Source organism: Candidatus Alcyoniella australis, assembly GCA_030765605.1.
GTDB classification, from domain to species: domain Bacteria; phylum Lernaellota; class Lernaellaia; order JAVCCG01; family Alcyoniellaceae; genus Alcyoniella; species Alcyoniella australis.
This window is the reverse complement of the sequence record JAVCCG010000095.1, coordinates 30,190-55,282: the sequence shown is the minus strand read 5'-3', so window position 1 is coordinate 55,282 and position 25,093 is coordinate 30,190. Positions and strand designations below refer to the sequence as shown.

The following is a 25,093-nucleotide window of genomic DNA, read 5'->3' as shown; positions in this document are numbered from 1 at the left end:
ACGGCCGAAGCGGGGGCTGGCGGACTTGTTTGACCAATTAATATCAATATAGGAATTATTTGTGTTTTTATCAACATATTATCGTTTATTTGTCATTCTTCATGTGGACTTATGACTTTTTAGATGCTAATTAAATGTTTGGTTTTTGCTGGCAAGTAACGTAGTAAGCACATCCGGTTGAGGTAATCAATGCAAACTTCCACTAATGGCACCATTATATCCTTGTGCAAGGATTATGGCAATTCACCAATGCGCTTAATGGACGTTGTCCAGGCAGTGCAGGCGAAGTTCGGCCACGTCAGCGGCGAGGCAATGGAGATCATCGCTCGCCAGCTGGGTACACACCGCGTCGAGGTTCAGGGAGTGGTCAGCTTCTACGCTTTTCTCTCCGAGCAACCCCAGGGCAAAATTGTCATCCGACTATCGAACTGTGCGATGGGCAACATCGGCGGCGCCCAGCAGATCGGCGAGGCGCTGGAGCAGGAGCTGGGCATCAGCTTTGGCCAGACCACGCCGGACTCGATGATCTCCCTTGAGCACACCTCATGCATCGGAATGTGCGACCAGTGTCCCGCGGCCCTGGTCAACGACGTGGTGGTCACCGGCCTGACTCCCGACAGCGCGCGCGAGATGGCGCGCAAGCTTAAGCAGACCGGCGACCCGCGCTCGCTGATCACCCAGCCGGGCGAGGGCAACAACGCCTCGGAGCTGGTAAACCAGATGGTGCGCAACAACCTGCGCAAGGCCGGCGAGGTGATCTTCAGCGACTACCAGCCCGGCGCGGCGTTGGCCAAGGCGCTCGAGCTCAGCCCCGAGGAGTTGATCGGACAGATCAAGGACAGCAAGCTGCGCGGCCGCGGCGGCGCCGGATTCCCCACGGGCATGAAGTGGGAATTTGCGCGCAGGGCCAAGGGCGAGCGGCGTTTTGTGATCTGCAACGCCGACGAGGGCGAGCCGGGCACTTTCAAAGACCGCGTGATCCTGACCCAGATGCCCGAGCTGATGATCGAGGGCATGACCTTAGCGGGCTACGCCATCGGCTCAAGCGAGGGCATCATCTACCTACGCGGCGAATACGCCTATCTGCGCCGGTTCCTTGAGGCCACCCTGGATCAGCGTCGCGCCGCCGGACTGCTGGGCAAGGACATCGGCGGCAAGGCTGGGTTTTACTTCGACATCCGGATCCAGATGGGCGCCGGCGCCTATATCTGCGGCGAGGAGACCGCGCTGATCGCCTCGGCCGAGGGCGGACGCGGCGAGCCCAAGAATCGCCCGCCCTTCCCCGCTCAAAAGGGCTACCTCGACGCGCCGACGATCGTCAACAACGTCGAGACCTTCTGCTGCGCGGCGCGCGTGGCCGAAAACGGCCCAGCGTGGTTCGCGGCCATCGGCGACCCGGAGAGCCCGGGCACCAAGCTGCTCAGCGTCTCGGGCGACATCGAGCGCCCCGGCGTCTACGAGATGGAAATGGGCGTCACGGTCACCGAGCTGCTGGCCGAGGTCGGCGCCCAAGACGCAGTGGCGGTGCAGGTCGGCGGCCCCTCGGGCCAGTGCATCGGCCAGGACAAGTTCGACAACAGGATCAGCTACTCCGACCTGGCCACGGGCGGATCGATGATGGTCTTCGGCCCGCAGCGCGACGTGTTGGAGATCGCCTCGCACTTCATGGAATTCTTCATCGAGGAGAGCTGCGGCTTCTGCACCCCCTGCCGCGTGGGCAATGTGCTGCTCAAACAGCGCCTCGACTTGATCCGCGAGGGCCAGGGCGAGCCCAGCGACATCGATTACCTGACCGAACTTGGCAAGGCGGTCAAGGTCACCAGCCGCTGCGGCCTGGGGCAGACCTCGCCCAACCCGATACTGACCACGATCGAGAATTTCCGTGCCCTGTACGATTCGAAGCTGCACGAGGTCACCGACGGCATGCAGTCGACGTTCGACATCAACAAGGCGCTGGGCGACGCAGTGAGGGTTCAGGGCCGTCAGCCGGTTCACTTTGACGACTGAGAGGAAATAAACAGATGAGCGACACTTTCACATTCACGATCGACGGCGTCGAGGTCACCGCAACCAAGGGCCAGACGATCATCGAGGCGGCGGATCAATCCGGCGTGTACATCCCGCGCCTGTGCTACTGCGAGGGGCTCAAGCCCTACGGCGGCTGCCGGATCTGCACCGTGCTGATCAACGGCCGGCCGCAGGCGGCCTGCACCCAGCCCGCAGCGCCCGGGATCGAGGTCACCAACGAATCGGCGGAACTCAACAAGCACCGCCGCGCCTTGATCGACATGCACTTCGTCGAGGGAAATCACTTCTGCATGTTCTGCGAGAAGAGCGGAGACTGCGAGCTGCAGGCCCTGGCCTACCGCTTCGGCATCACCGCGCCGCAGTATCCCTACATGTTCCCCAAGCGCGACATCGACGCCACGCACCCGGACATCTTCATCGACCGCAACCGCTGCGTGATGTGCGGCCGCTGCGTCCAGGCCTCGCGCGACGTCGACGGTAAAAACGTATTCCAGTTCGTCGGCCGCGGCAGCGATAAGCGCGTGGCAGTCAACTCCGAGGCCAACCTCGCCGACACCGACATGGCCGCCTCGGACAAAGCCGCCGAGGTCTGCCCCGTGGGAGCGCTGTTGCGCAAGCGCGTGGGCTTTGCCAAGCCGATCGGCAAACGCGACTACGACAATACGCCCATCGGATCGGATATCGAATCCGGTAAATCCGCGGCCCAGTAGTGGAGAATCAAATGAGCAAACCCAAAGTGGCAACAACGTCGCTGGCCGGCTGCTTCGGCTGCCACATGTCGCTGCTGGACATCGACGATCGCATTCTCAAGCTGATCGAACTTGTGGATTTCGACAAGTCGCCGATCAACGACATCAAGAAGTTCACGGGGCGCTGCGCCGTGGGCCTGGTCGAGGGCGGCTGCGCCAACGAACACAACGTTCACGTACTGCAAGATTTCCGTCGCAACTGCGAGATTCTGATCTCGGTGGGCGACTGCGCGATCATGGGCGGCATCCCGGCGGTGCGCAACGGCATCCCGCTTAAGGAATGCCTGGACGAGGCCTATATCAACGGCCCCACGGTTTACAACCCCAGCGGGCAGATCCCCAACGACCCCGAACTGCCACTGATTCTCGATCGCGTCTACCCTTGCCACGAAGTAGTTAAAATCGACTACCACCTCCCCGGCTGCCCGCCCCCGGCGGACATGCTCTGGGAGGCTTTAGTGGCGCTGCTGACCGACAAACCGCTCGATCTGCCCTATGAGCTGATCAAGTACGACTGAGCCAACTCACGGACACTAGGAGCCCAACAGTGGAAGCCAACTCCAATTTAAAACGAATCGCCATTGAGCCCGTGACCCGCGTCGAAGGGCACGGCAAGGTCTCGCTGTTGCTTGACGAGCACAACAAGGTCAAGCAGGCACGGCTGCATATCGTCGAATTTCGCGGGTTCGAACGCTTTGTCCAAGGCCGACCCTATTGGGAGGCGCCGGTGCTGGTCCAGCGTCTGTGCGGCATCTGCCCGGTGAGCCATCACCTGGCCGCGGCCAAGGCGATGGACCTCATCGTGGGCGTGGACCAGCTGACTCCCACCGCCGAAAAAATGCGACGGCTGATGCACTACGGCCAGACCTTCCAATCGCACGCGCTGCACTTCTTCCACCTGGTCTCTCCGGACCTGCTGTTCGGCTTTGACGCCGACCCGGCGATCCGCAACGTGATCGGCGTGGCCAAAAAGTTCCCGGAACTGGCGGTACAGGGCGTAATGATGCGCAAGTACGGCCAGGAGATCATCCGCGCCACCGCGGGCAAGAAGATCCACGGCACCGGCGCGATCCCCGGCGGCATCAACAAGAACCTGACTATCGAAGAACGCGACGAGTTCCTCAAGGACATCGATCAGATGCTCGCCTGGTCGCGCTCGGCCCTGGAGCTTTGCAAGAACTACACGCGTGAACACCTGGGCACCCTGGCCAGCTTCGGCACGTTTGAGTCAAACCACCTGAGCCTGGTGCGCGAGGACGGAGCGCTGGACCTCTATCACGGCAACCTGCGCGCCATCGACGCCGAGGGCAACAAGATCTTCGACCAGGTCGACTACTCGAACTACACCGACTACATCGCCGAAGAGGTCCGCCCCTGGTCGTACATGAAGTTCCCGTTCATCAAATCGATCGGACCTGAAGACGGCTGGTACCGCGTGGGACCGCTGTCGCGCATCAACTGCTGCGACTTCATCGACACTCCCGAGGCCGAGGCCGAACGCAAGGAGTTCATGGAGCTCGGCAACGGCAAGCCGGTCCACGTCTCGATGGCCTATCACTGGGCGCGGCTGATCGAGCTGCTGCATTCGGCCGAGAAGATCAACGAGCTGCTGCACGACCCGGATCTGCAGAAGCTCGACCTGGTCAAGACCGGCGAGCGTCGCGGCGAGGCCGTGGGCCTGCTCGAGGCGCCGCGCGGCACGCTGTTCCATCACTATAAAGTCGATCAGAACGACCAGATCACCATGGCCAACCTGATCGTCTCCACGACCAACAACAATGAGCCGATGAATCGCGCCGTGCAGAAGGTCTGCGATGAATACTTCGACGGTCGCGAGATCACCGAGGGCCTTCTCAACCACATCGAGGTCGCGATCCGCGCCTACGATCCGTGCCTGTCGTGCGCCACGCACGCCATGGGTCAAATGCCGCTGATCGTCGAGCTCTACGATCACGCGGGCGATCTGGTCGACAGGAAAGTCAAAGGTTGATCGATTCCAAAACCCGGGTGCTGCTGATCGGCTACGGCAACCCGGGTCGCCTTGACGATGGCTTGGGTCCGGCGCTGATTGAAAGGCTGACCGGGCTGGATCTTCCAGAGGTCACGGTGGACTCCAACTATCAGCTCAGCGTGGAGGACGCTGCGGCCGTGGCCGAACACGACGTGGTGATCTTCGTTGACGCCGCGGTTAAAGGGCCTGAGCCGTTTTTCTTTTGCCGAATCCAGCCCAAGGCGGCGACGAGCTTCAGCAGCCACAGCGTGGAACCCGCGGCGGTGCTTGCCCTGGCCCATGAGCTGTTCCAGAGCAAGGCCCGCGGCTACGCATTGGGAATCCGCGGCCACGAGTTCAACGAGTTCGGCCAGTGGCTGGGCGAGCGCGCAACAGCCAACCTCGAGGCCGCGTTGGAGTTCATCGTACCGTTACTGCTCTCTAAAGATTTCGAGACCGCGCTCACCGACGACTTATCGTTTGCTGATTTAAACTAATTTAGAGTGTCATCTATGGTCAGCATCCAACTACCCCGCCCGACCGCCGTTCCGCTGATAGCCATCGGCGGCGATCTCAAGTGCCGCCCTGCTCTGGCCGATGGCGGCATGGCGCACGTGGCCGACGAGATCGGCGATCTGGCCGACCCGGACAATCAGGACGCCCTCGAGGACTTCGTCGAACAGCACCGGCCGGCAGGCATTGTACGAGACGCGCACCCCGGCTACTTCTCGAGCATGCTCGCGCAGCGCATCGCCGACGAGCGCGGGATCGAGCTGATCACGGTCCAGCACCACCGGGCGCATGTGGCCGCGGTTTGCCTGGAACACGGGCTGTACCACGAACCGGTTGTCGGCCTGGCGTTTGACGGCACGGGATTTGGCGACGACGGCACGGCCTGGGGCGGCGAGCTGTTCAGCGGCTCGTTGGACGATGGTCTTGTGCGGCGCGCGCACTTCGCCCCCCTGCCCCTGCCCGGCGGCGACGCGGCAATCAGACAGCCTTGGCGCATCGCCCTGGCTCTGCTGCTCGAACGCGGCATGCCCCACGATACCATCGAAGGTTGGCTTGCACTGCGCAAGGTCGATCCGGGCGATCTGGACCTGCTGCTGCGCTCGCTGACCAGCGACATGCCAATGGCGCGTTCGACCTCCCTTGGCCGCTGGTTCGACGCGGTCTCAGCTTTGCTCGGTGTACGCACCCAGGCCCAATTCGAGGCCCAGCCCGCCATTGACCTGCAGAACTTGGCACAGCAACAAGACGTGCACGGTTTGACCGCCCAGTGGCCGTTTAGGGTCGAATCCAATGCCGACGGCCTGCTGCAAATCGACTTTCCCAACCTGGTCCAAGACGCTCTGAGCGCGCCCGAACATGCACCCGAGCTGGCGGCCGCGTTTCACGTCGCAGCGGCACAGGCCACGGCCAGCGTTGCAATTGAGTTGGCGGCGCAAGCCTCGACCGACAAGGTGCTAGCCGCTGGCGGATGTTTTCTCAACAGCCTGTTCGAGGGATTGCTCGTCGAACGCCTGCACGCCGCGGGGCTGCAATATCTCAAGTCGAACAAGTTGCCTGTGGGCGACCAGGCTATCGCCTTGGGGCAGATCGGCTTGGCCCTTAATCACGAACCGCTTCCGCGCGATAAGGGGTAGGCAAATGTGTCTGGCAGTTCCGCTACGGTTGATCGATGTAGATAAGGCACTCAACGTCGGAACCGTGAGCAGCGGCAGCACGACCATCGAGGTCGGACTCGATCTGGTGCCCGACGCACAGCCCGGCGACTATCTATTGGTGCATGCAGGCATGGCCATCGAGCGCATGGACGAGGACGAGGCGCGCAAGACCATCGAGATCTATCGCGAGTACGCCCAGGTGCCCGGGATGATCGAGCCGGAGCACAATGACTGACTCGGCAATGCGCTCGCGCGAGCTGGTGCAGCGTCTGACCGACGCGCTGGCGGACGAGGCTGCTTTGCTTGGGCACGTGCGGATCATGCACGTCTGCGGCACTCACGAACACGAGATCAGACGCTTTGCCCTGCGCTCGCTGCTGCCCTCCAACCTGGAGGTGATCGCCGGGCCGGGCTGCCCGGTGTGCATCACGCCCGCCTCGGCGATTGCCACGGCAATCAGCCTGGCGCAACTCGATCAGCGGCCGATGCTGTGCACCTACGGCGACATCGTACGCGTGCCGATCGAGTCCGGCTCCCTGTGGTCGCAACGCGCCGCAGGGGCCGACGTGCGCATTGTCTACGGTCCACGCGACGCAGTGCGCTTGGCGCGCGAAAATCCGGAGCGCACGGTGATCTTCTTCAGCGTGGGATTCGAGACCACGGCCGCGCCCGTGGCCGGGCTGCTGCTCGGCGAACTTCCCGACAATCTGCTGCTCTACTGCTGTCATCGCTACGTGCCGCCCGCAGTACGCACCCTGGCCCAAGACGACGACGGTTTTATCAGCGGCTACCTGCTTCCCGGACACGCGGCGGTGATCACCGGCACCCGCGCCTACGAGTTTTTGCCCGAACAATGCAACGCGGCAAGCGCTGTGACCGGGTTCGAGCCGGTGGATGTGCTCAGCGGACTGCTCTCCATCTTGCGCCAGTTGCGTACCGGCGAGCCGCACGTGGCTAACTGCTACCCGCGGGCCGTGCGCGCCGCGGGCAACGAGCGCGCCCAGGCCGTTCTGGCCGAGGTATTCGACATCGAGGATGCGTCCTGGCGCGGCATCGGCGTACTGCCCGGCACAGGATTCAAACTCAAGGAGCGATTCGCAGCCCACGACGCTTTGATGCGGCTCGGATTGAGCGAGGTTCCTGCCGACGACATTCTGCCCGGCTGCCAATGCCACAAGGTCGTGGTCGGACGATTGCAACCGGACCAGTGCGGACTGTTCGGCTCCCGCTGCACGCCCGAGCACCCGCAGGGTCCGTGCATGGTTGGCAACGAGGGGACCTGCCGCGCGGCCTATCTATTCCCGGAGAACGACGATGACTGACAACATTCGACTGGCACACGGTTTCGGCGGACGGCTGACCCAGGAGCTGCTCGACGAGTTGATCCTGCCCGCGCTCTCAGGGCGCGAGGGGCATGCGATCACCCTCGACGCGGCACTGATTGAAGACATCGAAACTCCGCTGGCCTTTTCCACCGACTCGTTCACCATCAGTCCGATCTTTTTCCCCGGCGGCGACATCGGCAAGCTGGCGGTCTGCGGCACGCTCAACGACGTGGCGATGATCGGCGCGCGTCCGCGCTACCTCTCGCTGAGCCTGCTGATCGAGGAGGGGTTGCCGCTTGACGACCTGCGGCGGGTGATGGCCTCCATCGGCGACACCTGCCGCGGCCAGGGGGTCGAGGTGGTCACTGGCGACACCAAGGTCTTGGAGCGCGGCGCGCTGGACAAACTGTTCATCAACACCACCGGGATCGGCCCGCGACTGACCGGTCCCTTGGGCCCGGCGCAGGTGCGTGAGGGCGACGCGATTTTGATTTCGGGCACCATCGGCGACCACGGCGCGGCGATCCTCAACGAGCGCGAACAGATGGGATTCCGCGGTGAGCTTAAAAGCGACTGCGCGCCGCTGTGGCCCATCGTGCAGGCGGCGCATGAGGCTGCTGCCGATAAGTTGCACGCCTTGCGCGACCCGACCCGCGGCGGACTGGCCGCCACGCTCAACGAGTTTGCCACCGATACCGGATTGCAATACGTGATCCAGGAGCAGAACCTGCCGATCCGCGATGACGTGGCCGCGTTCCTCGAAGTGCTGGGCCTGGATCCGCTGCCGTTGGCCAACGAGGGCAAGTGCCTGCTTTTCGTCGATCCATCGGCCGCAGGAGACGTGCTCGACGCGGTGCGTAGCGCGCCCTACGGCGAGAACGCGACCCAAATCGGCCACGTGGAACCGGCCAAGCGCCGCGGACGCGTGGTGCTCCAAACCGCCATCGGCACCCGCCGCGTAATCGAAATGCCCCTCGAGGCCGGGCTGCCCAGGATCTGCTGATGCACGAGCCGGGCATCACCCGCGGGATCATGGACACGGTGCTCGAGACACTCGAGCGCGAACGGATCGAGTCTGTGGTGCGCAAGGTCAACGTCACCATCGGCGTGTGCCAGGGCCTGGTGCCCGACGCGATGCAGATGTTCTTTGAGATGGAGCGGCCGGGGACGCCACTGGCCGAGGCCGAACTGGTGATCGAGCTGCAGCCGATGATCGCCCATTGCCCGACGTGCGATAAACAGCACCAGCTGGACCTGCCGATACTGTTCTGCCCCGAGTGCGGATCGCAGATGGAGCTGATCCAGGGCAAGGAACTGCTGGTGACTTCAATCGAGGTGGATCAATGACCGAGATTCAAATCAACAAGGACCCGCGCAGCCCTGAGCAGCGCATTGCCCAGCAGGTGCGGCAGGATTTGTTGCGCCGTAAAATCCTGGCGCTAAACCTGATCAGCTCGCCGGGCTCGGGCAAGACCACGCTGCTCGAACAGACCCTTCCCCGCTTGGCGCAACGCTACAAGCTGGCCGTGGTCGAGGCCGACTGCGCCACGCGCAACGACGCCGACCGGCTGGAGAAGCTCGGCATCGAGGTCGAAATGATCTGCGCCGGGGTCACCGCCTGCCACATCCCGCAGCCCACGGCCAAGCGCGCCATCGAGGCGCTGAACCTCGATGGCCTGGAGCTGCTGGTGATCGAGAACGTGGGCAACCTGGTCTGTCCGGCCGATGAGGACCTGGGCGAGGATCACAAGATCGCCCTACTCTCGGCGGCCGAGGGTGAAGATAAACCGCTGAAGTACCCGCTGCTGTTCCAGTGCGCGTCGCTGGTGCTGCTCAACAAGATCGACGCGGCCGACGCCCTGGGCGCTGACCTGGACCTGATGGAGCGCAACGTGCGCGCCACCAATCCCAATGTCGAGGTGCTGCGCATCTCCGCGCGCACCGGCGAGGGGCTCGAACGCTGGATCGATTGGATCGAGACTCGGATCCGGCAGAAGCGCGACGCCTGATCGTCTTGGATCAGCTTACATTCAGGAGCCGAACGCCTCTGCTGGTTTGAACAGCTCGCGCTCGGCCTTACGCCAGCGCTGGAACAGTTCCGGATCCCAGACTCGCGGATAGGCCGCGTAGAGCTTGCGCGCCCGGCGCATGGCCAGGCCCTGGCCCGCGAACAGCGGCAGCAGATCCGGGTGTTTGTACAGTCCGCGCGCTCGCGCCGGCATGCTCGACAGGCTGGGGATCATCGGCTGCACGGTGACCGACGTGGCCTGATCCTCGGGTTGCAGCAGTCCGTCCTCGATAAAGGCCGTCATCTGCTCGGTTGAAAAGCGTTCGAGCAGCAGGCGGGTGATGTCGTAGCTGGCCAACACGCTGCCGCGACCGCTCATATAGCGCCAGGCGTAAGGCCACAGCGCAGCAGTGCTCGGCCTGCCGTAGTTCAGCGCCGCAACCGCCGCCTGGCTCAGGTACTTCGCCGCGAGCATCGAACCCGCAGCGCCGCTGCCCAAAGTCGGGATCACCTGGCAGGCCGCCTCGCCGATCACGGCCAGGCCGTCGGTCACCAGCCGCGGAATGGCGCGGCGCACGCGAATCAGTCCCTTGCCGCCGATCAGGCGTTTACCCAGAAATCCCACGCGCGCGGCGTAGGCTTTAATCAGCTCGGCGGGGGTCGGCTGATCGTAGGCCGCGTTGAGCCCGACCAGGATGTAGCCCAGCTCCTGCCGCAGCGAGAGGAAGGCGAACTCCGTGGAGTAGTTGCCGGCAAAGGCCAGCTTGGTCCAGACCTGCTCGTCGCCTGCCAACCCCTTGTTGACCGCTTCCTGCGCAGCCTCGCGGTCGATGTTGCAGATGTGGTTCTCGGCCGCCACATTGTCCAGCCGATGTTCGGGCAGCTCGATGCCCAGTTGCGGATCGAGTTTGCGCACCAGGGCCGCGTCATAACCCGAGGCATCGACCGTCAGCCGTGCGCGAATCTTCGCGCTGCCGCGTCCGACCCGGAACCGTGCGCCGACCACGTAACCGTCCTCGACCAGCGCCTGCGTGGCGCTGTGCTGCGGTAAAAACTGTGCGCCCGCGGCCTGGGCCTGCTCGGCCATACGCCTGACGATCTTGTGTAAATAGACCGCGTAGATCAGCCCCTCGTCCTTGACTGCGATGCCGAGGTTCCCGCGCGGCGAGAAGATGTTTACTTGTTTTGCGTTGTATGGGATCTCCTGATCCAATGGCGCTCCGCCCATCAGTGGATCCCAGATCGACTTCTCGAGTTCGATCACGATCGGGTTGCCCAGATCCTCGCGCGTGCTGCGATCGCACAGGCAGACCCGCAATCCGGCCGCAGCCATCTCGCGCGCCGCAATACAGCCGCCGGGACCGGCGCCGATCACCAGCACGTCGTAGTCGTAATTCATCAGCACCCTCCATTGGTGTCGAGCAGGCGAACGCCGATTATGACGAAGTGCGTCGAGGCTCTCAAGGGCCCAATTACCGGGGTTGAACTGTGCCAGGGGTGGCGATAGACTTGCCGCGCCACAGGGTATTTGCAGTGTGTTGTACGGTGATACCCCAAACCCGCAACCCAGCCACACACTTCGAGGCAGACAACCATGAAAAGCCTGACCTACCCCAAGCTTAAAACTCGTCTTCCCGGCCCCGAGGCCAAGCGCCTGCTCAACCTTGATCGGCGCTACATCAGCCGCTCGTACACTCGCACCTATCCGCTGGTTGCGGACCACGGCGTGGGCAACAAGGTAGTCGACGTGGACGGCAACCAGTTCCTCGACTTCACCTCGGGAATCGCGGTCACGGCCAGCGGACACTGCCACCCGCGGGTGGTGGCGGCGATCCGCGAACAGGCGGGCAAACTGCTGCACATGTCGGGCACCGACTTCTACTACGTGCCGCAGATCGAGCTGGCCCGCGAACTAAGCAGCATAGCTCCGATCAAAGGGCGCAAGACGGTCTACTTCGGCAACTCCGGCGCAGAGGGTGTCGAGGCCGCGTTCAAGCTGGCGCGCCACCACACCGGTCGCCAGCGGGTGATCGCGTTTCTCGGCGCGTTCCACGGCCGCACCATGGGCGCGCTGAGCCTAACCGCCAGCAAGTCGACCCAGCGCCAGGGCTTCGGCAGCCTTGTTCCCGGCGTGGTGCACGTGCCCTTCGCCTATTGCCATCGTTGCCCGTACAACATGCGCCATCCCGAATGTGATCTGCACTGTGCGGACTACATCGAGCAGACAATCTTCAACACCATCGCCCCGGCCGACGAGGTGGCGGCGATCTTCGTCGAGCCGATCCAGGGCGAAGGCGGATACATCGTGCCGCCGCCGGGCTATCTCAAACGCCTGCGCGAGATCTGCGACCGACACGGCATCATGCTCGTGGCCGACGAGATCCAGACCGGCATGGGACGCACTGGCAAGATGTTTGCGGTGGAGCACTCGAAGGTTAAGCCCGACATCCTGGTCTGCGCCAAGGGACTGGCCTCGGGCCTGCCGATCTCGGCGATCGTCGCGCCGGAGAGCGTGATGGACTGGGGCCCCGGGGCCCACGCCAGCACCTTCGGCGGCAACCCGCTGAGCTGCGCCGCGGCCCTGGAAACCATTGCGCTGCTGCGCGGCGGGCTGATCGAAAACGCCCGCGTGCAGGGCGAGCGGCTGACCAAGGGGCTAAACTCGCTGGCCGCGGACAGCCCGCGGATCAGCGACGTGCGCGGCTTGGGCCTGATGGTCGGCGCGGAGATCGTCGATCTTGAGGAGCAGCCCGATCCGCAACTGCGCGACAAGCTGATCCAGGATTGCTTCAAACGCGGGCTGCTGCTGCTGCCTTGCGGCGATAACGTAGTACGTTTCGTGCCGGGCCTGGTCGTCACCCCCGACGAGATCGATAAGGCCCTGGAGATCTTCGAACAGACGCTTAACCTGCCAAGCAACCGCGGGAGGAAATGAAGATGGTCGACAAGTATCGCAACTTCATTGACGGTCAGTGGTGCGACGCCGCATCGGGCGAAACTTTTCTCAACCGCAACCCCTCCAACATTGACGACGTAGTGGGCGAGTTTCCGGCCAGCGGGCCCGAGGACGTGGACCGCGCCTGCCAAGCCGCGCGCGCGGCGTACAAAGAATGGCGCCTGGTGCCGCCGCCCAAGCGCGGCGCAGTGCTGCTCGACATCTACCACAAGATGATGGAGCACAAAGAGCAACTGGCGCAGCTGATGTCGCGCGAGATGGGCAAGCCGATCGGCGAGGCGCGCGGCGACGTGCAGGAGGGGATCGAGACCGCGATGTACATGTCCGGCGAGGGACGCCGAATGTTCGGCCAGACCTCGACCGCCGAGTTCAAGGGCAAGATGGCCTACTCGCTGCGGATGCCGATGGGCGTCGCCGGGCTGATCACGCCCTGGAACTTCCCCTGCGCAATCCCCTGCTGGAAAGCCTTCCCCGCGCTGATCTGCGGCGACGCCGTTGTAATCAAACCCGCGTCCGACGCTCCGGCCACGGCCGTGCGCATGGCCGAAATCTTCGCCGAGGCCGGGCTGCCCAAGGGGCTGTTCAACGTGGTCTGCGGCTCCGGCGGCAAGGCCGGGACTGCCCTGGCCGAGCATCCACAGGTCAACGTGATCAGCTTCACCGGCTCCACCGCCACCGGCAGCAAGCTGGCCCAGATCACCGGTCGCGATCTCAAACGGCTGAGCCTGGAGATGGGCGGCAAAAACGCGCAGATCGTGATGGATGATGCCAAGCTCGACCTGGCGGTCGAGGGCGCGGTCTGGGGCGCGTTTGGCACTGCCGGCCAGCGCTGCACCGCGACCAGCCGGTTGATCGTACACCGTAAGGTGCTCGACGAGTTCACTCAGCGGCTGATCGACGGCGCCAAGCGAGTGAACATCGGCCCGGGCAACGCCGAGTCGACCAACGTCGGTCCGCTGATCAACGAGGCCGCGCTGAACAAGGTCGAGTCGTACGTGGCAATCGGCCGCGACGAGGACCACGCCGAGCTGATCCTCGGCGGCAAGCGGATGACCGCGGGCGACTTTGCCAAGGGCTGGTTTTTCGAACCGACGATCTTTGCCAACGGCAAACGCACGATGCGCATCGCCCGCGAGGAGATCTTCGGCCCGCTGGTGCTGATCATCCCGGTCGACAGCTTCGACGAGGCGATCGACGTGCTCAACGACACCGACTACGGACTCTCGAGCTCGATCTACACCCAGGACGTCAACCGCGCCCACGAAGCGATCCGCGACATCGAATGCGGCATCACCTACATCAACGGTCCGACCATCGGCGCCGAGACCCACATGCCGTTCGGTGGATTCAAGAACACGGGCAACGGCCACCGCGAATCGGGAACCGAGGTGCTTAGCACCTATTCGGAATGGAAGACGATCTACGTCGATTACTCGGGCCGCCTGCAGCGCGCCCAACTCGACGAGGACTGATTAATAGAGATCCAGCGTTAGGAGATATCACCGCCGCCACTGATGCACCAACCGCAACAGGAGTGAAGGATGGGCTTCCCAGGGGTTGATTATTTCGACGTTGATAGCATGCTCACCGACGACGAGCGCATGGCCCGCGACCAAGCGCGTCATTTTGTGGACAACGAGGTGCTGCCGATCATCAGCGAGCACTTCAACGACCACACCTTCCCCGCGCACCTCACCAAGCAGATGGCCGATCTGGGCTACTTGGGCTGCTACTTGCCCGAGGAGTACGGCTGCGCGGGCGTGAACAACGTAATCTACGGACTGATCATGCAGGAGCTCGAGCGCGGCGATTCGGGCGTGCGCAGCTTTTGCTCGGTGCAGACCAGCCTGTGCATGTGGCCGATCTTCACTTACGGCACCGAAGAGCAACGCCGCAAGTATTTGCCGAAAATGGCGACCGGCGAGCTGATCGGCGCCTTCGGCCTGACCGAGCCCGACTACGGCTCCGACGCGGGCAGCATGATCACCCGCGCGCGCGTCGAGGGCGATTGCTTCGTGCTCAACGGCGCCAAAATGTGGATCACCAACGCCACGGTCGCCGACCTGGCCGTGGTCTGGGCCAAGGTCAAGCTTACGGGCGAAGAGCATGAGGCGATCCGCGGCTTCATCGTCGAGGCCGACACTCCGGGCTTCAGCACGCTGGAGACGCACAACAAGTTCAGCCTGCGCGCTTCGATCACCGGCGAGCTGATCTTTGAGGACTGCCGGATACCCGCAGCCAACTTGCTGCCCGGGGTCAAGGGACTGGCCGGACCGCTGAGCTGCCTGAACCAAGCGCGCTACGGCATCGCCTGGGGCGCCACCGGCTCGGCCATGGCCTGCTACCAAGCGTCGCTGGACTACGCCAAGGAGCGCGTGCAGTTCCACAAGCCGATCGCCGCGCACCAGCTGGTGCAGCACAAGCTGGCCTGGATGCTCACCGAGATCACCAAAAGCCAGCTAATGGTGATGCAGCTGGGTCGGCTCAAGGACGCCAAGAAGCTGCGCCACCAGCAGGTGAGCATGGCCAAGGCCAACTGCGTGGGACGCGCGCTGGAGATCGCCCGCGTGGCGCGCGACATCCACGGCGCCAACGGCATCACCACCGAGTACCCGGTGATCCGCCACATGCTCAACCTCGAGTCGGTCAACACCTACGAGGGGACGTACGACATCCACCAACTGATCGTCGCCCGCGATATCACCGGGCAGGATCCATTTGCAGTTTGATCTTTAGCATGGGAGGGAGATCGTGAAGTACAACAAAGTTTTCGTAGCCGGTGCCGGGACCATGGGGCACGGCATCGCCTATCTGTGCGCTGCCAAAGACGTCAAGGTCGTGCTCTACGACGTCAAGGAACTGTTCGTCCAACGCGGCGTAACGCGCATCCACAAGCTGCTCGATCGCGCCGTGTCCAAGGGCCGGATGCGTAAAGATCAGGCCGAGGCCGTCAGTCAAAACATCAGCGCGTCCATTAATCTGGCCGACGCCGCGGACTGTGACCTGGTAATCGAGGCCGCGCCCGAATCGCTCAAACTCAAGCAGGAGCTGTTCGCCAAGTTCGACAAGATCTGCCGGCCCGAGGTGATCCTGGCCTCGAACACCAGCAGCCAGTCGATCACCGCCATCGGCGGCTTCACCAACCGTCCGGACAAGGTGCTGGGCATGCACTTTTTTAACCCGGTGCCGGTGATGAAGCTGATCGAGATCGTGCGCGGCGAGCTGACCTCCGCTGAGTCCTGCGAGCAGGCCCGCGAGTTCGGCATCGAGCTGGGCAAGGAGCCGATCCTGGTCAAGGACTACCCGGGCTTCGCCAGCACGCGCTTCATCATGGTGATGATCAACGAGGCGATCTACGGCTTTTGGGAGGGTCTGGCCAAGGCCGAGGACATCGACACGGCCATGCGTTTGGGCATGAACCACCCGATGGGACCGCTGGCCCTGGCAGACCTGATCGGCCTTGACATTTGCCTCAACGCGCTGCATCGCCTGCACGAGGGATTCGGCGATCCCAAGTATCGTCCCTGCCCGCTGCTGAAGAACATGGTGGCCGGCGGACTGCTCGGCCGAAAGACCGGTAAAGGTTTCTACTCTTACGAAGAGTAACGTCACTGCCCGGGGTGTACGCCGCCCCGGGCATTTCGCCCCGTTCTGACTGCCTGATTATCATCCAGCCTCTTATTTTTATTACACTTTTAAACCATGACAATCATCTTTGACCATATCGCATGCCTAATTGCTAACTGGTCTAAATCACTAATTAATTGCGCTATGCCTCCCTGTTTGATATAAGGATCGTCAGCGTCGGCACAGGTGTTGCAGTCAAACTTAAAGGTCAGATGAACCTGATCAGTTCTATCGCACCTGTATTTGAAGAGGTCCTTGCAACGTGAAGCAACAGAAGATATTGATCATCGACGACGATAAAGACAATTGCAATAAGCTGTGCGAGTTGCTCGCCAAAAGCTTACCAATCCGTACCATTGCGCTGAACAGCGCGAAAAAAGCAATTGACCACATCGGCCTTAATAAATACGACGTATATATAATTGACCTTGCCATGCGCAACATCTCCGGACCGGAGTTCTATTTCGAACTACGGCGGCAGGACTTGGAGAATCTGAAAAAGTTGCTGTTCCTGGTGCCGATGCACATTGGCGATGACCTGCTCCGTTTTTTACATTTCAGTCAGGCGCCGTGCATCCACCAGCCGATCAATCACGAGGACGTGCTCAAAATCGTCCGTAGCATGCTCAACTTTTCTGTATAACCGCTCTTTATCGCGGTAATCGCGCCTTTTCCCGCGTTCGCTCGACCTTGCCGCGTCCAGCGCGGCGTGATATTTTCCTCGCGAGGTGCCCAATTCCCAATGATACGCAATGCCCTGACCTTCACTCTGCTCGCGATAATCATGCAAGCGCTGATCCTCGTTTCGGGTTGTTCCCCCAGTGGCGATAATCATTGGACCACGGTGACCGATCCGCAAGTCGATCTGGTGTTCTGGCTGCCGCCCGATTTCGAGATGAAGCATGTTGATTACGGCGGCCCGAGCAGGGTGATCGAGTACGCCAGCCCCGGATCGAATCTGACCGTAACGCTGCTCCCCAAGCAGACCCAGGGCGAATCGAACTCAGTGCAGCGCGAACAGCAACACCTGGCCTACGTGCTGATCGGCGGGGCCGGTCCCGACGACTCGCGTACCAAGGACCTGGGCGAGCTCAATGCCGGCCGGATCAAGGGCAACCTGATGCTGATCCAACACAACACCGAGGGCCAGGATCACGAGCTGTTTCTGTTCACCTTCGTGCATCCCGACCAACAGCGGGTGATGAGCGTGGCGGCCCAGACCACGGGCGAATGCCGCGAATACGCCAACTGCGGCCGGATAACGCGCAGCATCATCGAGGGCCTGCGCGCCCGTTGAGATCGATTGATCTGATCTAGTTTAATCAGCGACGAATAGGTTGACCATGCCGCGGGGCGCCTCGCCCTCGAAGTGCGCTACGTCGCCTAAGTACGATGGATCGTCGCAGGCTTGAGCCCAGATCACCGCGGCCACGACGTTGCCGCGCCACAACACGCTCAGTCCGCCGTCGGTCGGACTCTCCAACCGTTCGGGCACTGCGAAGCCCAGCTCCCTGCGCTGGCCGGCCTCGATTACTCCCAGGTCGAGGTAGCCGTTGCTCCAGGCCCCGTCGGGCACCGGCGTGTTGTCCAACGTCAGCCTGGTGGCCCAGGGTGGAATGCGTAGCTCGGCCTGACAATCGTTCCTGGCCTCGACCACGATCCGACCGGCGTAGGGCAGCTCGCTTAGCACAACCAGCAGCGGGTCGGCGCTGTTACACAGCAGGTTGACGCGACAGCGCCCGTCGCGACCGAGCACCGCGCTAAGGGCCAGCCGCGCGATAGCGACCGCCGCGGTCGTGGGTCCGGCGGTCTGGTTGCCACGGCAGATTCCCGCGCAATTGTTGTCAAACGATCCGGCCACGGCCGGATCGGCCTCGATCGGCCACTGACAGGTGCGCAGCTGATTTCGCGCCAGTCCCTCGGCATGCTCGTAATAGCGCGGATCCTGCTCGCCCAGCAACAGCGCGATCTGGATCAGCTCGGCCAGTGCATCGGGATCTTCGGTCCACCGTGTGTGCATGCTCGGTGCCAACGGAGCGTCGAACAACGGATCGAGCCGCTCGCGCACCCGCGTTGCCAGCGCCTCGTTTGAGCGATTGTGCGCATGGATCAGCAGGCCGCGCAGCCCGCGCAGATAGGGCAACGGCTCGCCGCTGTAGTCTCCAGCGCTGATGTACGCGCCGCTTTCGTATTCAAGGTATTCGGCCAGGCCGTTGGTCAGCTGCTCAAGCAGCGGGTCGTCGATCAGCGCCGAGGCACGCGCCAAACCCGGCAGCAGCAGCGCCTCGTCGTACCAGTCGACCGTGCCCGCAGTCCAGCCGGCCGATCGGTCGGGAAAATAGCTCGCCTCGGGCAAATGCAGGCCGTGTGCACCCGACTCCGAGCGCAACAGCAGCCCGCGTACGTTGGCGCCGACCAGCACGCGCGCGTACTGGGCGTTATCGAGCTCGATCCGTGTGGCAAGCATGCTCAGATACGAAGCTTGGTCCGCAATCACCGCCTCCAGATCGGAGAAGGCCGCGTCCTCGCGGTAGACCAGGCCGTCGCTCATCGCCCGACCAAGCAACCCGCGTCGCAACGCAGCCTCGGCCTCGACCCCGTGGTCCGATCCGCAGGCGCGGCGCAACAACAGCAGTCCCTCCAGGTCCGTTGACGCGCCGACCACCCAGTCCGTGCCGCAGTGGCTGCCGCTCCAGCCGTTGGAGTCGCGGGCCATACCGCACCAAGGGAGCATGCCGCGCGTGGGATCGAGGCCCGCGATCAGTCCCTTAAGCGCGGCCAGTGCAGCCTGCTGCGGACCGTAGGTCAGCGGCGCGCGCAGCATGCCCACCAAGTTACCCGACAGCTCGGGCGGCGCGCCGGAGACGGTGTGTAAATCGAGCAGCGTGCCCCATGACGGCGGACGCGGATAGAGCATCCGCGTTACGCTGAAGCGCTCGTCAAACAACGCACGATCAACGGCCAGGCCTTGGTCCGCGATCAATTCCGCGGCTGGTCGGGATTTTCGTTCGTCACGTAACAGCCAGAACCTTGTCTGTTCTCCGAGTTGCTCGCGGATCAGTTCGCCGATTGCCTCGGCGTCGTGGGGCAGCACCAGCACGGTCAGATTTTCGTAAGTCGCGATGCTCGACTCTCCGGAGCGCGCGGGAGCAAGCAACGGCAACGGCTGATCGCCGTGGATCCCGCGTAACAGCCCCTGGGCGCTGCTTACGCTGTCGGCCACGATCACGTCGCGCTGATCCAGATGCGGCCGAATATAACGCGCCGCGTCACGCCAGGCCTGTTGCTCGGCCGCTGAAGGGCCGCAGGCGACAAGCATCGCAGCGAGCAACAACGTGATGATCGCCGCCGCGCTGATCCTCACTGCTCCGCCGTGGCCTCTGGCTGCGGCGCGGAGTCGACCCAGATCGGGCTGGTCCAGGCCCGCTCGCCGTTGACGTCGGTCACACGCAGGTAGTAGAACGCCGCGCCGTCGAAGTCCCGGTCGATCCAGTCAAAGGCGGCCGAGCGCGCGTCCGGACGCGAGTTGAGCACGCTCTCCAGCGGCAGCCGACAGCCCGCGCCGCCCCTGACGATCTCGATCGACTCGATGTTCGCGGCGCAGGTCACGGCCAAGCGGCACTGGGGCGGGCCGTCGCTTTGGGCCCGGCCGCCCATCGGCGCACCGGCGCAGCTGAAGTCGATCAGCGGGCGAATGCCGGTGGTGGCGTAACTGCGCCTCGCGCGGATCGCCTCAAGGTACCCGGACTTGCCGCGTTCGCTGACCAGCAGGCAGGTCAGGCCGCCGGCATCCTCCTCGGGCCCGGCGTATCCCGGAAAACGTCCGAGACCAGGATGGCCGTAGAGGCTGTTGCTCGAGGCGCTGAATCCGACGTGCTCGCCGCGCACCAGTGCGGCCTGCACGCTGTGGCGCGAATCGCCCGTGCCCTCGCGCTGCCGCGGTTTGCAGTCCACGCACTCGTTGGAACCCAAGTACGAGTAGATCTGCACCAGCGGCGCGAGCTTTGTCGGCAGCGGCAACGCGCTAAAATCGGCCGCGCCCCACTGCGTCAGGCTGTGCTCCCAGATCGCCACTGCGTCGGCCCCGTCCAACTGCGCAAACAGTTCCTGCGGCTCGTCGCACTGTTCCAGGTCGGCCCGGCAGGGCTCAACCACCTCGCCCAGCGGCAGCACGTGGGCGTGTCCCGGACCCTCGGGATACTCCTGATCCCAGAAAAACGAGCCGGTCCAGGTGAACCCGGCCAGGGCTAAAAACTGCGGCGTGCTCGCGCGCTGCGCCTCGGCAACGCTGCGCCTGAACTCCTCGGAGCTCAACGGATCGCTCCAGATCCCCTCGGCGTGGTCGGTCAGGCAGGCCAGGTCCAGCCCCGACACGTCGCGGGCGTAGGCGAACGCCTGGCCCGGATCGATCGGCGCGTACGCGTCGGAGAGCCCGGAGTGAAAGCTCAGGTCGGCCCAGGCGCGCACGTACTGCGGCTGCGCCTGATGAGCAATCAACGGCTGCGCCCTGCCCGCCACCGAGCCGTCCTGGGCAAACAGCGTGAACCAGCCGCTGGTCGGCTGGTCAACCGTCCATTCGATCTGGGGGTGCAGCAGGTCGACCTCGCGGCCCGCAGTGTTGCCCGGCCGCATCAGCTCGAGGTTGTAGCGACCGGCCTGTGCGCGGGCCAGGTTGCCCAAACGGTCCAGCGGTCGCAGCCGGACGCTGAACGGTTGGCCGACGATCACGTCGCTGGGCGCGAGCACACGCACCCAGACCATCGGCCCGGGCTCCACGTTTAGGCTCGGGCTTTCCAGCTCAAGCGGCTCCGTGTTTCCGGGCAGGCGCAGTTGCGCGCGGATTGCGACCCGACCGGCAGTGGGCTGGACCCGCGGCTTGACGTAGCGCAGCAGCGCAGGCTCACCCGTTGCCAGGTCCGCGGTCAGCTCCACGTCGACCACCGAGCGACTGCGGCTGGGAATGCGGCCCGTACCCCGGGCGTGAATTGTTATCAACGGTTCGCTGCCGGAGATTTTGCACGAGATGTAACCCGAATCCTCACCGCGCTCGAGCTGGGGCACGCTCCAACTTTCGCCGGGCAGAGTCACGCGCAGCAGCGTACCCGTGGGCAATCCCGCTTCGCCCGCGGTCAGGCGCAGCACCAGGTCCGGTCCGACCTCGCCCGCAACATAGACCGGCGCGCCCTCGAGCCCCACGGTGGCGGGCAACGGCAATGCGGCGGGCATCTCGGGGGTCGGCTCGACAATCGGCTGCGCTACACCCTGCTCCGGCGTCGTGGTCGGCCGCTGGTCGCGGCAGCTGCAGAACATTGCGCACAGCAGCGCCGTCATCAGCAGCGCGGCTATGCGCAGGATGATGTTACGCGCTAGTGCTTCAGACAATCGCCGCTCTTCACCACAGCAGCTTCCACTCGAAGTAGAGCTGCGCCGCATCGTGGGCATCGTTGCGGAAGTAGTCGCCGATGATGAACAGGTGTCCTCCGTAAATCGAGAACACCACGTTGTTGGAGAACAGGTAGTCGATGCGCACGTCGTTCTCGATCCCGATCAGCGCGGAGTCGGTGTAGGGGTTCTCGCGCGCGGCCTGGATGTAGCCCACTGACACGTAGTAGTGGTGGTTGGCCTGCCACGAGGAGTCCCAGCCCACGTTGGCCCAGATCGTGTTTTCCACGCCGCCGGATCCCAGGTCGTCTTTGAGCCTGCCGGGCACTCCGGCGCCGGGCGAGAGATGCTCGTAGACCGCGAAGTAGCCGTGCTCCGCGTACTCGTCCATCCCCTCCTCGTAGATCCCGAAGCGGTTGTCCGGCGCAAAGAAGCCCTCGTAGTCGACTGTGTCCGGGTCGTCTCCCGAGCCGTAACCGCCGGCGAGGAAGATCATGTTGCGATCCTCGCTCCAGAGAAAGTCGAGCTTGGCGAATCCGGCGAAGCCCTTGAACTCGATATCGGGCTGGTCCGGGTAGTCCTCGCTGTGAATCAGTTTGCCGAACTGATGGTCGTACTGCGCCTTGATGCGGATCAGGTTGCTGGGCCGCAACTCGGTCCAGACGCCGACGTCCCACTGCTGGCTGTTCTGCTCGGTGTACAGGTCCTGCTCGAACGCCGGCAGCAGGTACAGCGGCGAGCTCGGGTCGGGGTAGCTGGGCTGCGCCACGACCTTCCAGTCGTTGATCCAGCCGTAAGCGCCGACCACCGATTGCTGCGCCGGGTAGCCCTCGACGCTGAGGACAAAGGTGTCCTCATCGTCGTTGGTCTGCATGCTCATCTCGTAATTCTCGCCCTCGTACTGCCGCGCCGACCAGAATCCGACGTTGAAGTACTCGTGCTGGTACCAGGCCTTGACGCCGTCGAACTCGCCGCCCATCAGCATCCGGTGCCCCAGGTCGAAGCGCGTGCGGCCGGCCTCCATGTACAGCGGGATCGGCCAGATCGACCAACGTGCGTACAGCTCGCGGAACTGCAAGGTGACCTGGTCGAACTTATCGGAGCCGCCCAGGCCGTAGACCGGCGCGTGGCTGCCCCAGACGATGTCGCCCAGCTGGAGCTTGATCCCCAGCTCCGCGCCGTAGCCGAAGTCGACCACCAGCTTGTTGACAAAGCGCATGTCCCACCAGCCGTAGTCGTTCTTGAACGTCGAGCGCTTGTCGTAGGCGTAGACCCGGACCCCGGCGAAGTTCTCATAGTTGTTCAGCGTGTTGGCCTCGATCAGCGCGCGGTTGCGCAGCTCGCCCTCGAACTTGACCTGCCAGCCGTTGGGAAAGACCAGGGTCTGGGAGTCGCCGCGCAGCCGTTTGTTCTGCTGCTCCAGCCGCGACACGCGCCGTTCGAGGTCCTCGACGCTCGCGCCGTCGTCGTCATTGTCGCCGTCCTCGTCGTCGCCGCCGCTTTCGTCGGCCCAGACCGCGCCCGCGAGGCACAGGGTTAAAGCGCAGATCAGCGTCAGTCTAATCAACAGCCGCATCAGCTTCCCCCGGGGAGCCGCTGGCCGACGATGAAGATCCCAGCCTCGTCAGCCAGTCGGATTGTCTGTTCAGAATCGATCACGAACACCGCGCCCGCTGCCAGGGCCAGGCCCGCGGCTTCGATCTTTGCCATCGTGCGGATCGTCTGCGGGCCCACCGTGGGTACGTCGAAGCGCGGGTCCTGTCCGGGGCGCGGGACCTTGGCGATCACCGTGCCGCCGCCGGGCAGCGCGCCCGCACGCTTAATCATCTCGTCGGTATGTTCGGCGGCCTCCACGGCCAGACACAGTCCCTCGCGTACGGCCACGCTTTGGCCGATGTCCAGGCGCGCGATTTCGCGAGCCAGACTCAGGGCGCGTTGCACGTCCTTTGCGTACGTACCGACGGACACTTTGCCCATGGTCCCGACCGGGCACAGCAGGTCGTAGAGCGCCGCATCCTGGGGCAGCAGGCGCAGCCCCTGTTCCTCGAGCACCGCCACAACCGCACCGAACAGGCTCATATCGGTACGGTCCTGCATCAGCGCCAGGCCGCGCAGGGCCAACTCGTCGAACTCGATGCCGGCGAAGTGCAGGCCCTTGTCAAGCTTGCCCAGCACCAGCAGATCGCGGACGCCGTTGTCCTTGAAGAAGCTCACCAGCTCGCCGATCCGTCCCACGGATAGCTCGGCAAAGGCGTCGGCCCCGGGATCGACAGCGCCGCTCTCGCGGATCGCGGCCAGCACCACGCGCCGCCCGCGCGCTCTTAGCGCGTGCAGGGCCTCGGCGGGCATTGTGCCGCCGCCGGCGACAATCCCGACAGTCGAGGGGATCGGATCAGACGGCATTGCCGATGCCGTCGAGGATGTCCAAGGCGACCCGCAGGCTGCGCAGCTCGTCCTCGGGGCTGACGCGCACCTCGTCGCCCTTCATCGCGCAACCGATGAAATGTTGCAGCTCGAGCTTGAGCGGGTTGCCCTTGTAGACGAACAGTCGCTCGATGATGCTCTCCTGCTTGTAGCGCAGCTGCTCGGTGGTCACCACCGCCTCGGAGCTGGCCTGGCGATGGATGTGGATCTCCTGGTCGGTGTAGTCCAGAAAGATGTAGGCGCCGGGCTGGGTCACGGCCAGGGTGCGCGACTTCTCCTCGCTGACCCGGCTGGCCAGCAGGTGGGCCATGCAGCCGTTCTCGAAACGCAGCTGCGCGGTCACCAGGTCGTCGCGTCCGCTGACTACCGAGCGTCCCATCGCCTGCATCTGAACCAGCGGGCTGTTGGAAAGCTGGAGCACAATGTCGATGTCGTGGATCAGCAGGTCGAGCACAACGCCGTCGTCGGAGTTGCGACCGGTAAACGGCCCGATGCGACGGCTCTCAAACAAGGTCGGGTTCTCGACGATCTTTTTAATTTCATTGATCGCGCCGTTGAAACGCTCGACGTGGCCGATCTGCAGCACCAGGTCCTTTTCCTGGGCAAAGGTAAACAGCTCGTGGGCGTCGCTGAACGAACGGGCGATGGGCTTTTCAAGCAGCACGTGAATGCCGGCCTCGAGAAAGTCACGCGCCACCTGCACGTGCAGCTCGGTGGGCACGGCGATGCTCACCACATCGACCTCGCCGAACATCTCGCGGTAGTCGGTCACGCCCCTGGTCTTGTAGTGCTCGGCGACCTTCGCCACACGCTGGGCGTCGGCATCGCAGACTCCCACCAGCTCGACGTCGATGATCTCGGTGTATGCTGAAACATGAAAGCGTCCCATATGTCCGACGCCGACCACACCGGCTCTGATCTTGCTCACTGGTTCTCT

At 63.7% G+C, this 25,093-nt stretch carries 23 protein-coding genes; 17 read left to right on the top strand and 6 right to left on the bottom strand.

From position 1 onward, the window contains the following. Positions 1-189 precede the first annotated feature (189 nt). From P9M14_10955 to hypB, 11 genes are read left to right on the top strand one after another with little or no spacing between them, the layout of a single operon-like run. Positions 190-2,007 (top strand): NAD(P)H-dependent oxidoreductase subunit E, encoded by a 1,818-nt coding sequence (locus P9M14_10955; GenBank protein ID MDP8256258.1) that lies wholly within the window; start codon positions 190-192, stop codon positions 2,005-2,007. Positions 2,008-2,021: 14 nt separating this feature from the next. Next, entirely contained in the window at positions 2,022-2,738 is a 717-nt protein-coding gene (locus P9M14_10950) for a 2Fe-2S iron-sulfur cluster-binding protein (protein MDP8256257.1), read from the top strand. A gap of 11 nt (positions 2,739-2,749) precedes the next feature. Then, positions 2,750-3,295, top strand: coding sequence for a hypothetical protein (locus P9M14_10945; protein MDP8256256.1), 546 nt, complete (start codon positions 2,750-2,752; stop codon positions 3,293-3,295). A 29-nt stretch (positions 3,296-3,324) separates the two neighbouring features. Then, positions 3,325-4,767 carry a Ni/Fe hydrogenase subunit alpha gene (locus P9M14_10940; protein ID MDP8256255.1) on the top strand — a complete coding sequence of 481 codons (1,443 nt, stop codon included), beginning with the start codon at positions 3,325-3,327 and terminating at the stop codon, positions 4,765-4,767. After that, entirely contained in the window at positions 4,764-5,264 is a 501-nt protein-coding gene (locus tag P9M14_10935) for a hydrogenase maturation protease (GenBank protein MDP8256254.1), read from the top strand. The genes P9M14_10940 and P9M14_10935 overlap by 4 nt, the downstream gene beginning before the upstream one ends. Before the next feature lie 15 nt (positions 5,265-5,279). Next, positions 5,280-6,413 carry a hypothetical protein gene (locus P9M14_10930; GenBank protein ID MDP8256253.1) on the top strand — a complete coding sequence of 378 codons (1,134 nt, stop codon included), beginning with the start codon at positions 5,280-5,282 and terminating at the stop codon, positions 6,411-6,413. Between the two features lie 4 nt (positions 6,414-6,417). Next, positions 6,418-6,669 (top strand): HypC/HybG/HupF family hydrogenase formation chaperone, encoded by a 252-nt coding sequence (locus P9M14_10925; protein ID MDP8256252.1) that lies wholly within the window; start codon positions 6,418-6,420, stop codon positions 6,667-6,669. Continuing rightward, positions 6,662-7,756, top strand: coding sequence for a hydrogenase formation protein HypD (gene hypD / locus P9M14_10920; GenBank protein ID MDP8256251.1), 1,095 nt, complete (start codon positions 6,662-6,664; stop codon positions 7,754-7,756). The genes P9M14_10925 and hypD overlap by 8 nt, the downstream gene beginning before the upstream one ends. After that, positions 7,749-8,762: a hydrogenase expression/formation protein HypE gene (hypE, locus tag P9M14_10915; protein ID MDP8256250.1), complete on the top strand. Its 1,014-nt coding sequence runs from the start codon at positions 7,749-7,751 to the stop codon at positions 8,760-8,762. The genes hypD and hypE overlap by 8 nt, the downstream gene beginning before the upstream one ends. Next, positions 8,762-9,106 carry a hydrogenase maturation nickel metallochaperone HypA gene (locus tag P9M14_10910; protein ID MDP8256249.1) on the top strand — a complete coding sequence of 115 codons (345 nt, stop codon included), beginning with the start codon at positions 8,762-8,764 and terminating at the stop codon, positions 9,104-9,106. The genes hypE and P9M14_10910 overlap by 1 nt, the downstream gene beginning before the upstream one ends. Then, entirely contained in the window at positions 9,103-9,768 is a 666-nt protein-coding gene (gene hypB / locus P9M14_10905; GenBank protein MDP8256248.1) for a hydrogenase nickel incorporation protein HypB, read from the top strand. The genes P9M14_10910 and hypB overlap by 4 nt, the downstream gene beginning before the upstream one ends. A gap of 21 nt (positions 9,769-9,789) precedes the next feature. Here hypB and P9M14_10900 read toward each other — a convergent pair whose 3' ends face one another. Then, positions 9,790-11,166, bottom strand: coding sequence for an NAD(P)/FAD-dependent oxidoreductase (locus P9M14_10900; protein ID MDP8256247.1), 1,377 nt, complete (start codon positions 11,164-11,166; stop codon positions 9,790-9,792). Between the two features lie 195 nt (positions 11,167-11,361). Between P9M14_10900 and P9M14_10895 the strand changes: the two genes are divergently transcribed. The 6 genes from P9M14_10895 to P9M14_10870 all read left to right on the top strand — a co-directional run bounded on the left by P9M14_10895 (position 11,362) and on the right by P9M14_10870 (position 17,647). Beyond that, a complete protein-coding gene (locus tag P9M14_10895; protein MDP8256246.1) occupies positions 11,362-12,702 on the top strand; it encodes an acetyl ornithine aminotransferase family protein in 1,341 nt (446 codons plus the stop codon). 2 nt (positions 12,703-12,704) lie between these two features. Then, the gene (locus tag P9M14_10890) at positions 12,705-14,195 is read left to right on the top strand and encodes an aldehyde dehydrogenase family protein (GenBank protein MDP8256245.1); all 1,491 of its coding nucleotides are present in this window, start codon (positions 12,705-12,707) and stop codon (positions 14,193-14,195) included. A 69-nt stretch (positions 14,196-14,264) separates the two neighbouring features. Then, complete coding sequence (locus P9M14_10885) at positions 14,265-15,452, top strand: acyl-CoA dehydrogenase family protein (protein ID MDP8256244.1); 1,188 nt, start codon at positions 14,265-14,267, stop codon at positions 15,450-15,452. 22 nt (positions 15,453-15,474) lie between these two features. Then, entirely contained in the window at positions 15,475-16,329 is an 855-nt protein-coding gene (locus P9M14_10880; GenBank protein ID MDP8256243.1) for a 3-hydroxyacyl-CoA dehydrogenase NAD-binding domain-containing protein, read from the top strand. 283 nt (positions 16,330-16,612) lie between these two features. After that, a complete protein-coding gene (locus tag P9M14_10875) occupies positions 16,613-16,993 on the top strand; it encodes a response regulator (GenBank protein ID MDP8256242.1) in 381 nt (126 codons plus the stop codon). Between the two features lie 99 nt (positions 16,994-17,092). Beyond that, positions 17,093-17,647 carry a hypothetical protein gene (locus P9M14_10870; protein MDP8256241.1) on the top strand — a complete coding sequence of 185 codons (555 nt, stop codon included), beginning with the start codon at positions 17,093-17,095 and terminating at the stop codon, positions 17,645-17,647. Between the two features lie 21 nt (positions 17,648-17,668). Here the strand turns inward: P9M14_10870 and P9M14_10865 are convergent, their stop codons facing one another. The 5 genes from P9M14_10865 to P9M14_10845 are packed head-to-tail and all read right to left on the bottom strand — an operon-like array spanning position 17,669 to position 25,084. Continuing rightward, positions 17,669-19,714, bottom strand: a complete 2,046-nt coding sequence (locus tag P9M14_10865) for a hypothetical protein (GenBank protein MDP8256240.1) — start codon at positions 19,712-19,714, stop codon at positions 17,669-17,671. Further along, the gene (locus P9M14_10860; protein MDP8256239.1) at positions 19,711-21,732 is read right to left on the bottom strand and encodes a hypothetical protein; all 2,022 of its coding nucleotides are present in this window, start codon (positions 21,730-21,732) and stop codon (positions 19,711-19,713) included. The genes P9M14_10865 and P9M14_10860 overlap by 4 nt, the downstream gene beginning before the upstream one ends. Before the next feature lie 10 nt (positions 21,733-21,742). Further along, positions 21,743-23,308, bottom strand: a complete 1,566-nt coding sequence (locus tag P9M14_10855; GenBank protein ID MDP8256238.1) for a hypothetical protein — start codon at positions 23,306-23,308, stop codon at positions 21,743-21,745. Then, entirely contained in the window at positions 23,308-24,135 is an 828-nt protein-coding gene (lpxI, locus tag P9M14_10850; GenBank protein MDP8256237.1) for a UDP-2,3-diacylglucosamine diphosphatase LpxI, read from the bottom strand. Before lpxI ends, P9M14_10855 begins: the two co-directional genes overlap by 1 nt. Next, positions 24,125-25,084 carry a Gfo/Idh/MocA family oxidoreductase gene (locus tag P9M14_10845; protein ID MDP8256236.1) on the bottom strand — a complete coding sequence of 320 codons (960 nt, stop codon included), beginning with the start codon at positions 25,082-25,084 and terminating at the stop codon, positions 24,125-24,127. The genes lpxI and P9M14_10845 overlap by 11 nt, the downstream gene beginning before the upstream one ends. Between the last annotated feature and the right edge of the window lie 9 nt (positions 25,085-25,093).

What these genes read in the sequence shown, in the direction of transcription:
- hypB (MDP8256248.1), top strand. Translation starts at nt 9,103, where the DNA reads ATGACCGAGATTCAAATCAACAAGGACCCGCGCAGCCCTGAGCAGCGC.
- P9M14_10870 (MDP8256241.1), top strand. Translation starts at nt 17,093, where the DNA reads ATGATACGCAATGCCCTGACCTTCACTCTGCTCGCGATAATCATGCAA.
- P9M14_10885 (MDP8256244.1), top strand. Translation starts at nt 14,265, where the DNA reads ATGGGCTTCCCAGGGGTTGATTATTTCGACGTTGATAGCATGCTCACC.
- hypE (MDP8256250.1), top strand. Translation starts at nt 7,749, where the DNA reads ATGACTGACAACATTCGACTGGCACACGGTTTCGGCGGACGGCTGACC.
- P9M14_10900 (MDP8256247.1), bottom strand. Translation starts at nt 11,166, where the DNA reads ATGAATTACGACTACGACGTGCTGGTGATCGGCGCCGGTCCCGGCGGC.
- P9M14_10945 (MDP8256256.1), top strand. Translation starts at nt 2,750, where the DNA reads ATGAGCAAACCCAAAGTGGCAACAACGTCGCTGGCCGGCTGCTTCGGC.
- P9M14_10855 (MDP8256238.1), bottom strand. Translation starts at nt 23,308, where the DNA reads ATGCGGCTGTTGATTAGACTGACGCTGATCTGCGCTTTAACCCTGTGC.
- hypD (MDP8256251.1), top strand. Translation starts at nt 6,662, where the DNA reads ATGACTGACTCGGCAATGCGCTCGCGCGAGCTGGTGCAGCGTCTGACC.
- P9M14_10950 (MDP8256257.1), top strand. Translation starts at nt 2,022, where the DNA reads ATGAGCGACACTTTCACATTCACGATCGACGGCGTCGAGGTCACCGCA.
- P9M14_10895 (MDP8256246.1), top strand. Translation starts at nt 11,362, where the DNA reads ATGAAAAGCCTGACCTACCCCAAGCTTAAAACTCGTCTTCCCGGCCCC.
- P9M14_10910 (MDP8256249.1), top strand. Translation starts at nt 8,762, where the DNA reads ATGCACGAGCCGGGCATCACCCGCGGGATCATGGACACGGTGCTCGAG.
- P9M14_10925 (MDP8256252.1), top strand. Translation starts at nt 6,418, where the DNA reads ATGTGTCTGGCAGTTCCGCTACGGTTGATCGATGTAGATAAGGCACTC.
- lpxI (MDP8256237.1), bottom strand. Translation starts at nt 24,135, where the DNA reads ATGCCGTCTGATCCGATCCCCTCGACTGTCGGGATTGTCGCCGGCGGC.
- P9M14_10890 (MDP8256245.1), top strand. Translation starts at nt 12,705, where the DNA reads ATGGTCGACAAGTATCGCAACTTCATTGACGGTCAGTGGTGCGACGCC.
- P9M14_10930 (MDP8256253.1), top strand. Translation starts at nt 5,280, where the DNA reads ATGGTCAGCATCCAACTACCCCGCCCGACCGCCGTTCCGCTGATAGCC.
- P9M14_10955 (MDP8256258.1), top strand. Translation starts at nt 190, where the DNA reads ATGCAAACTTCCACTAATGGCACCATTATATCCTTGTGCAAGGATTAT.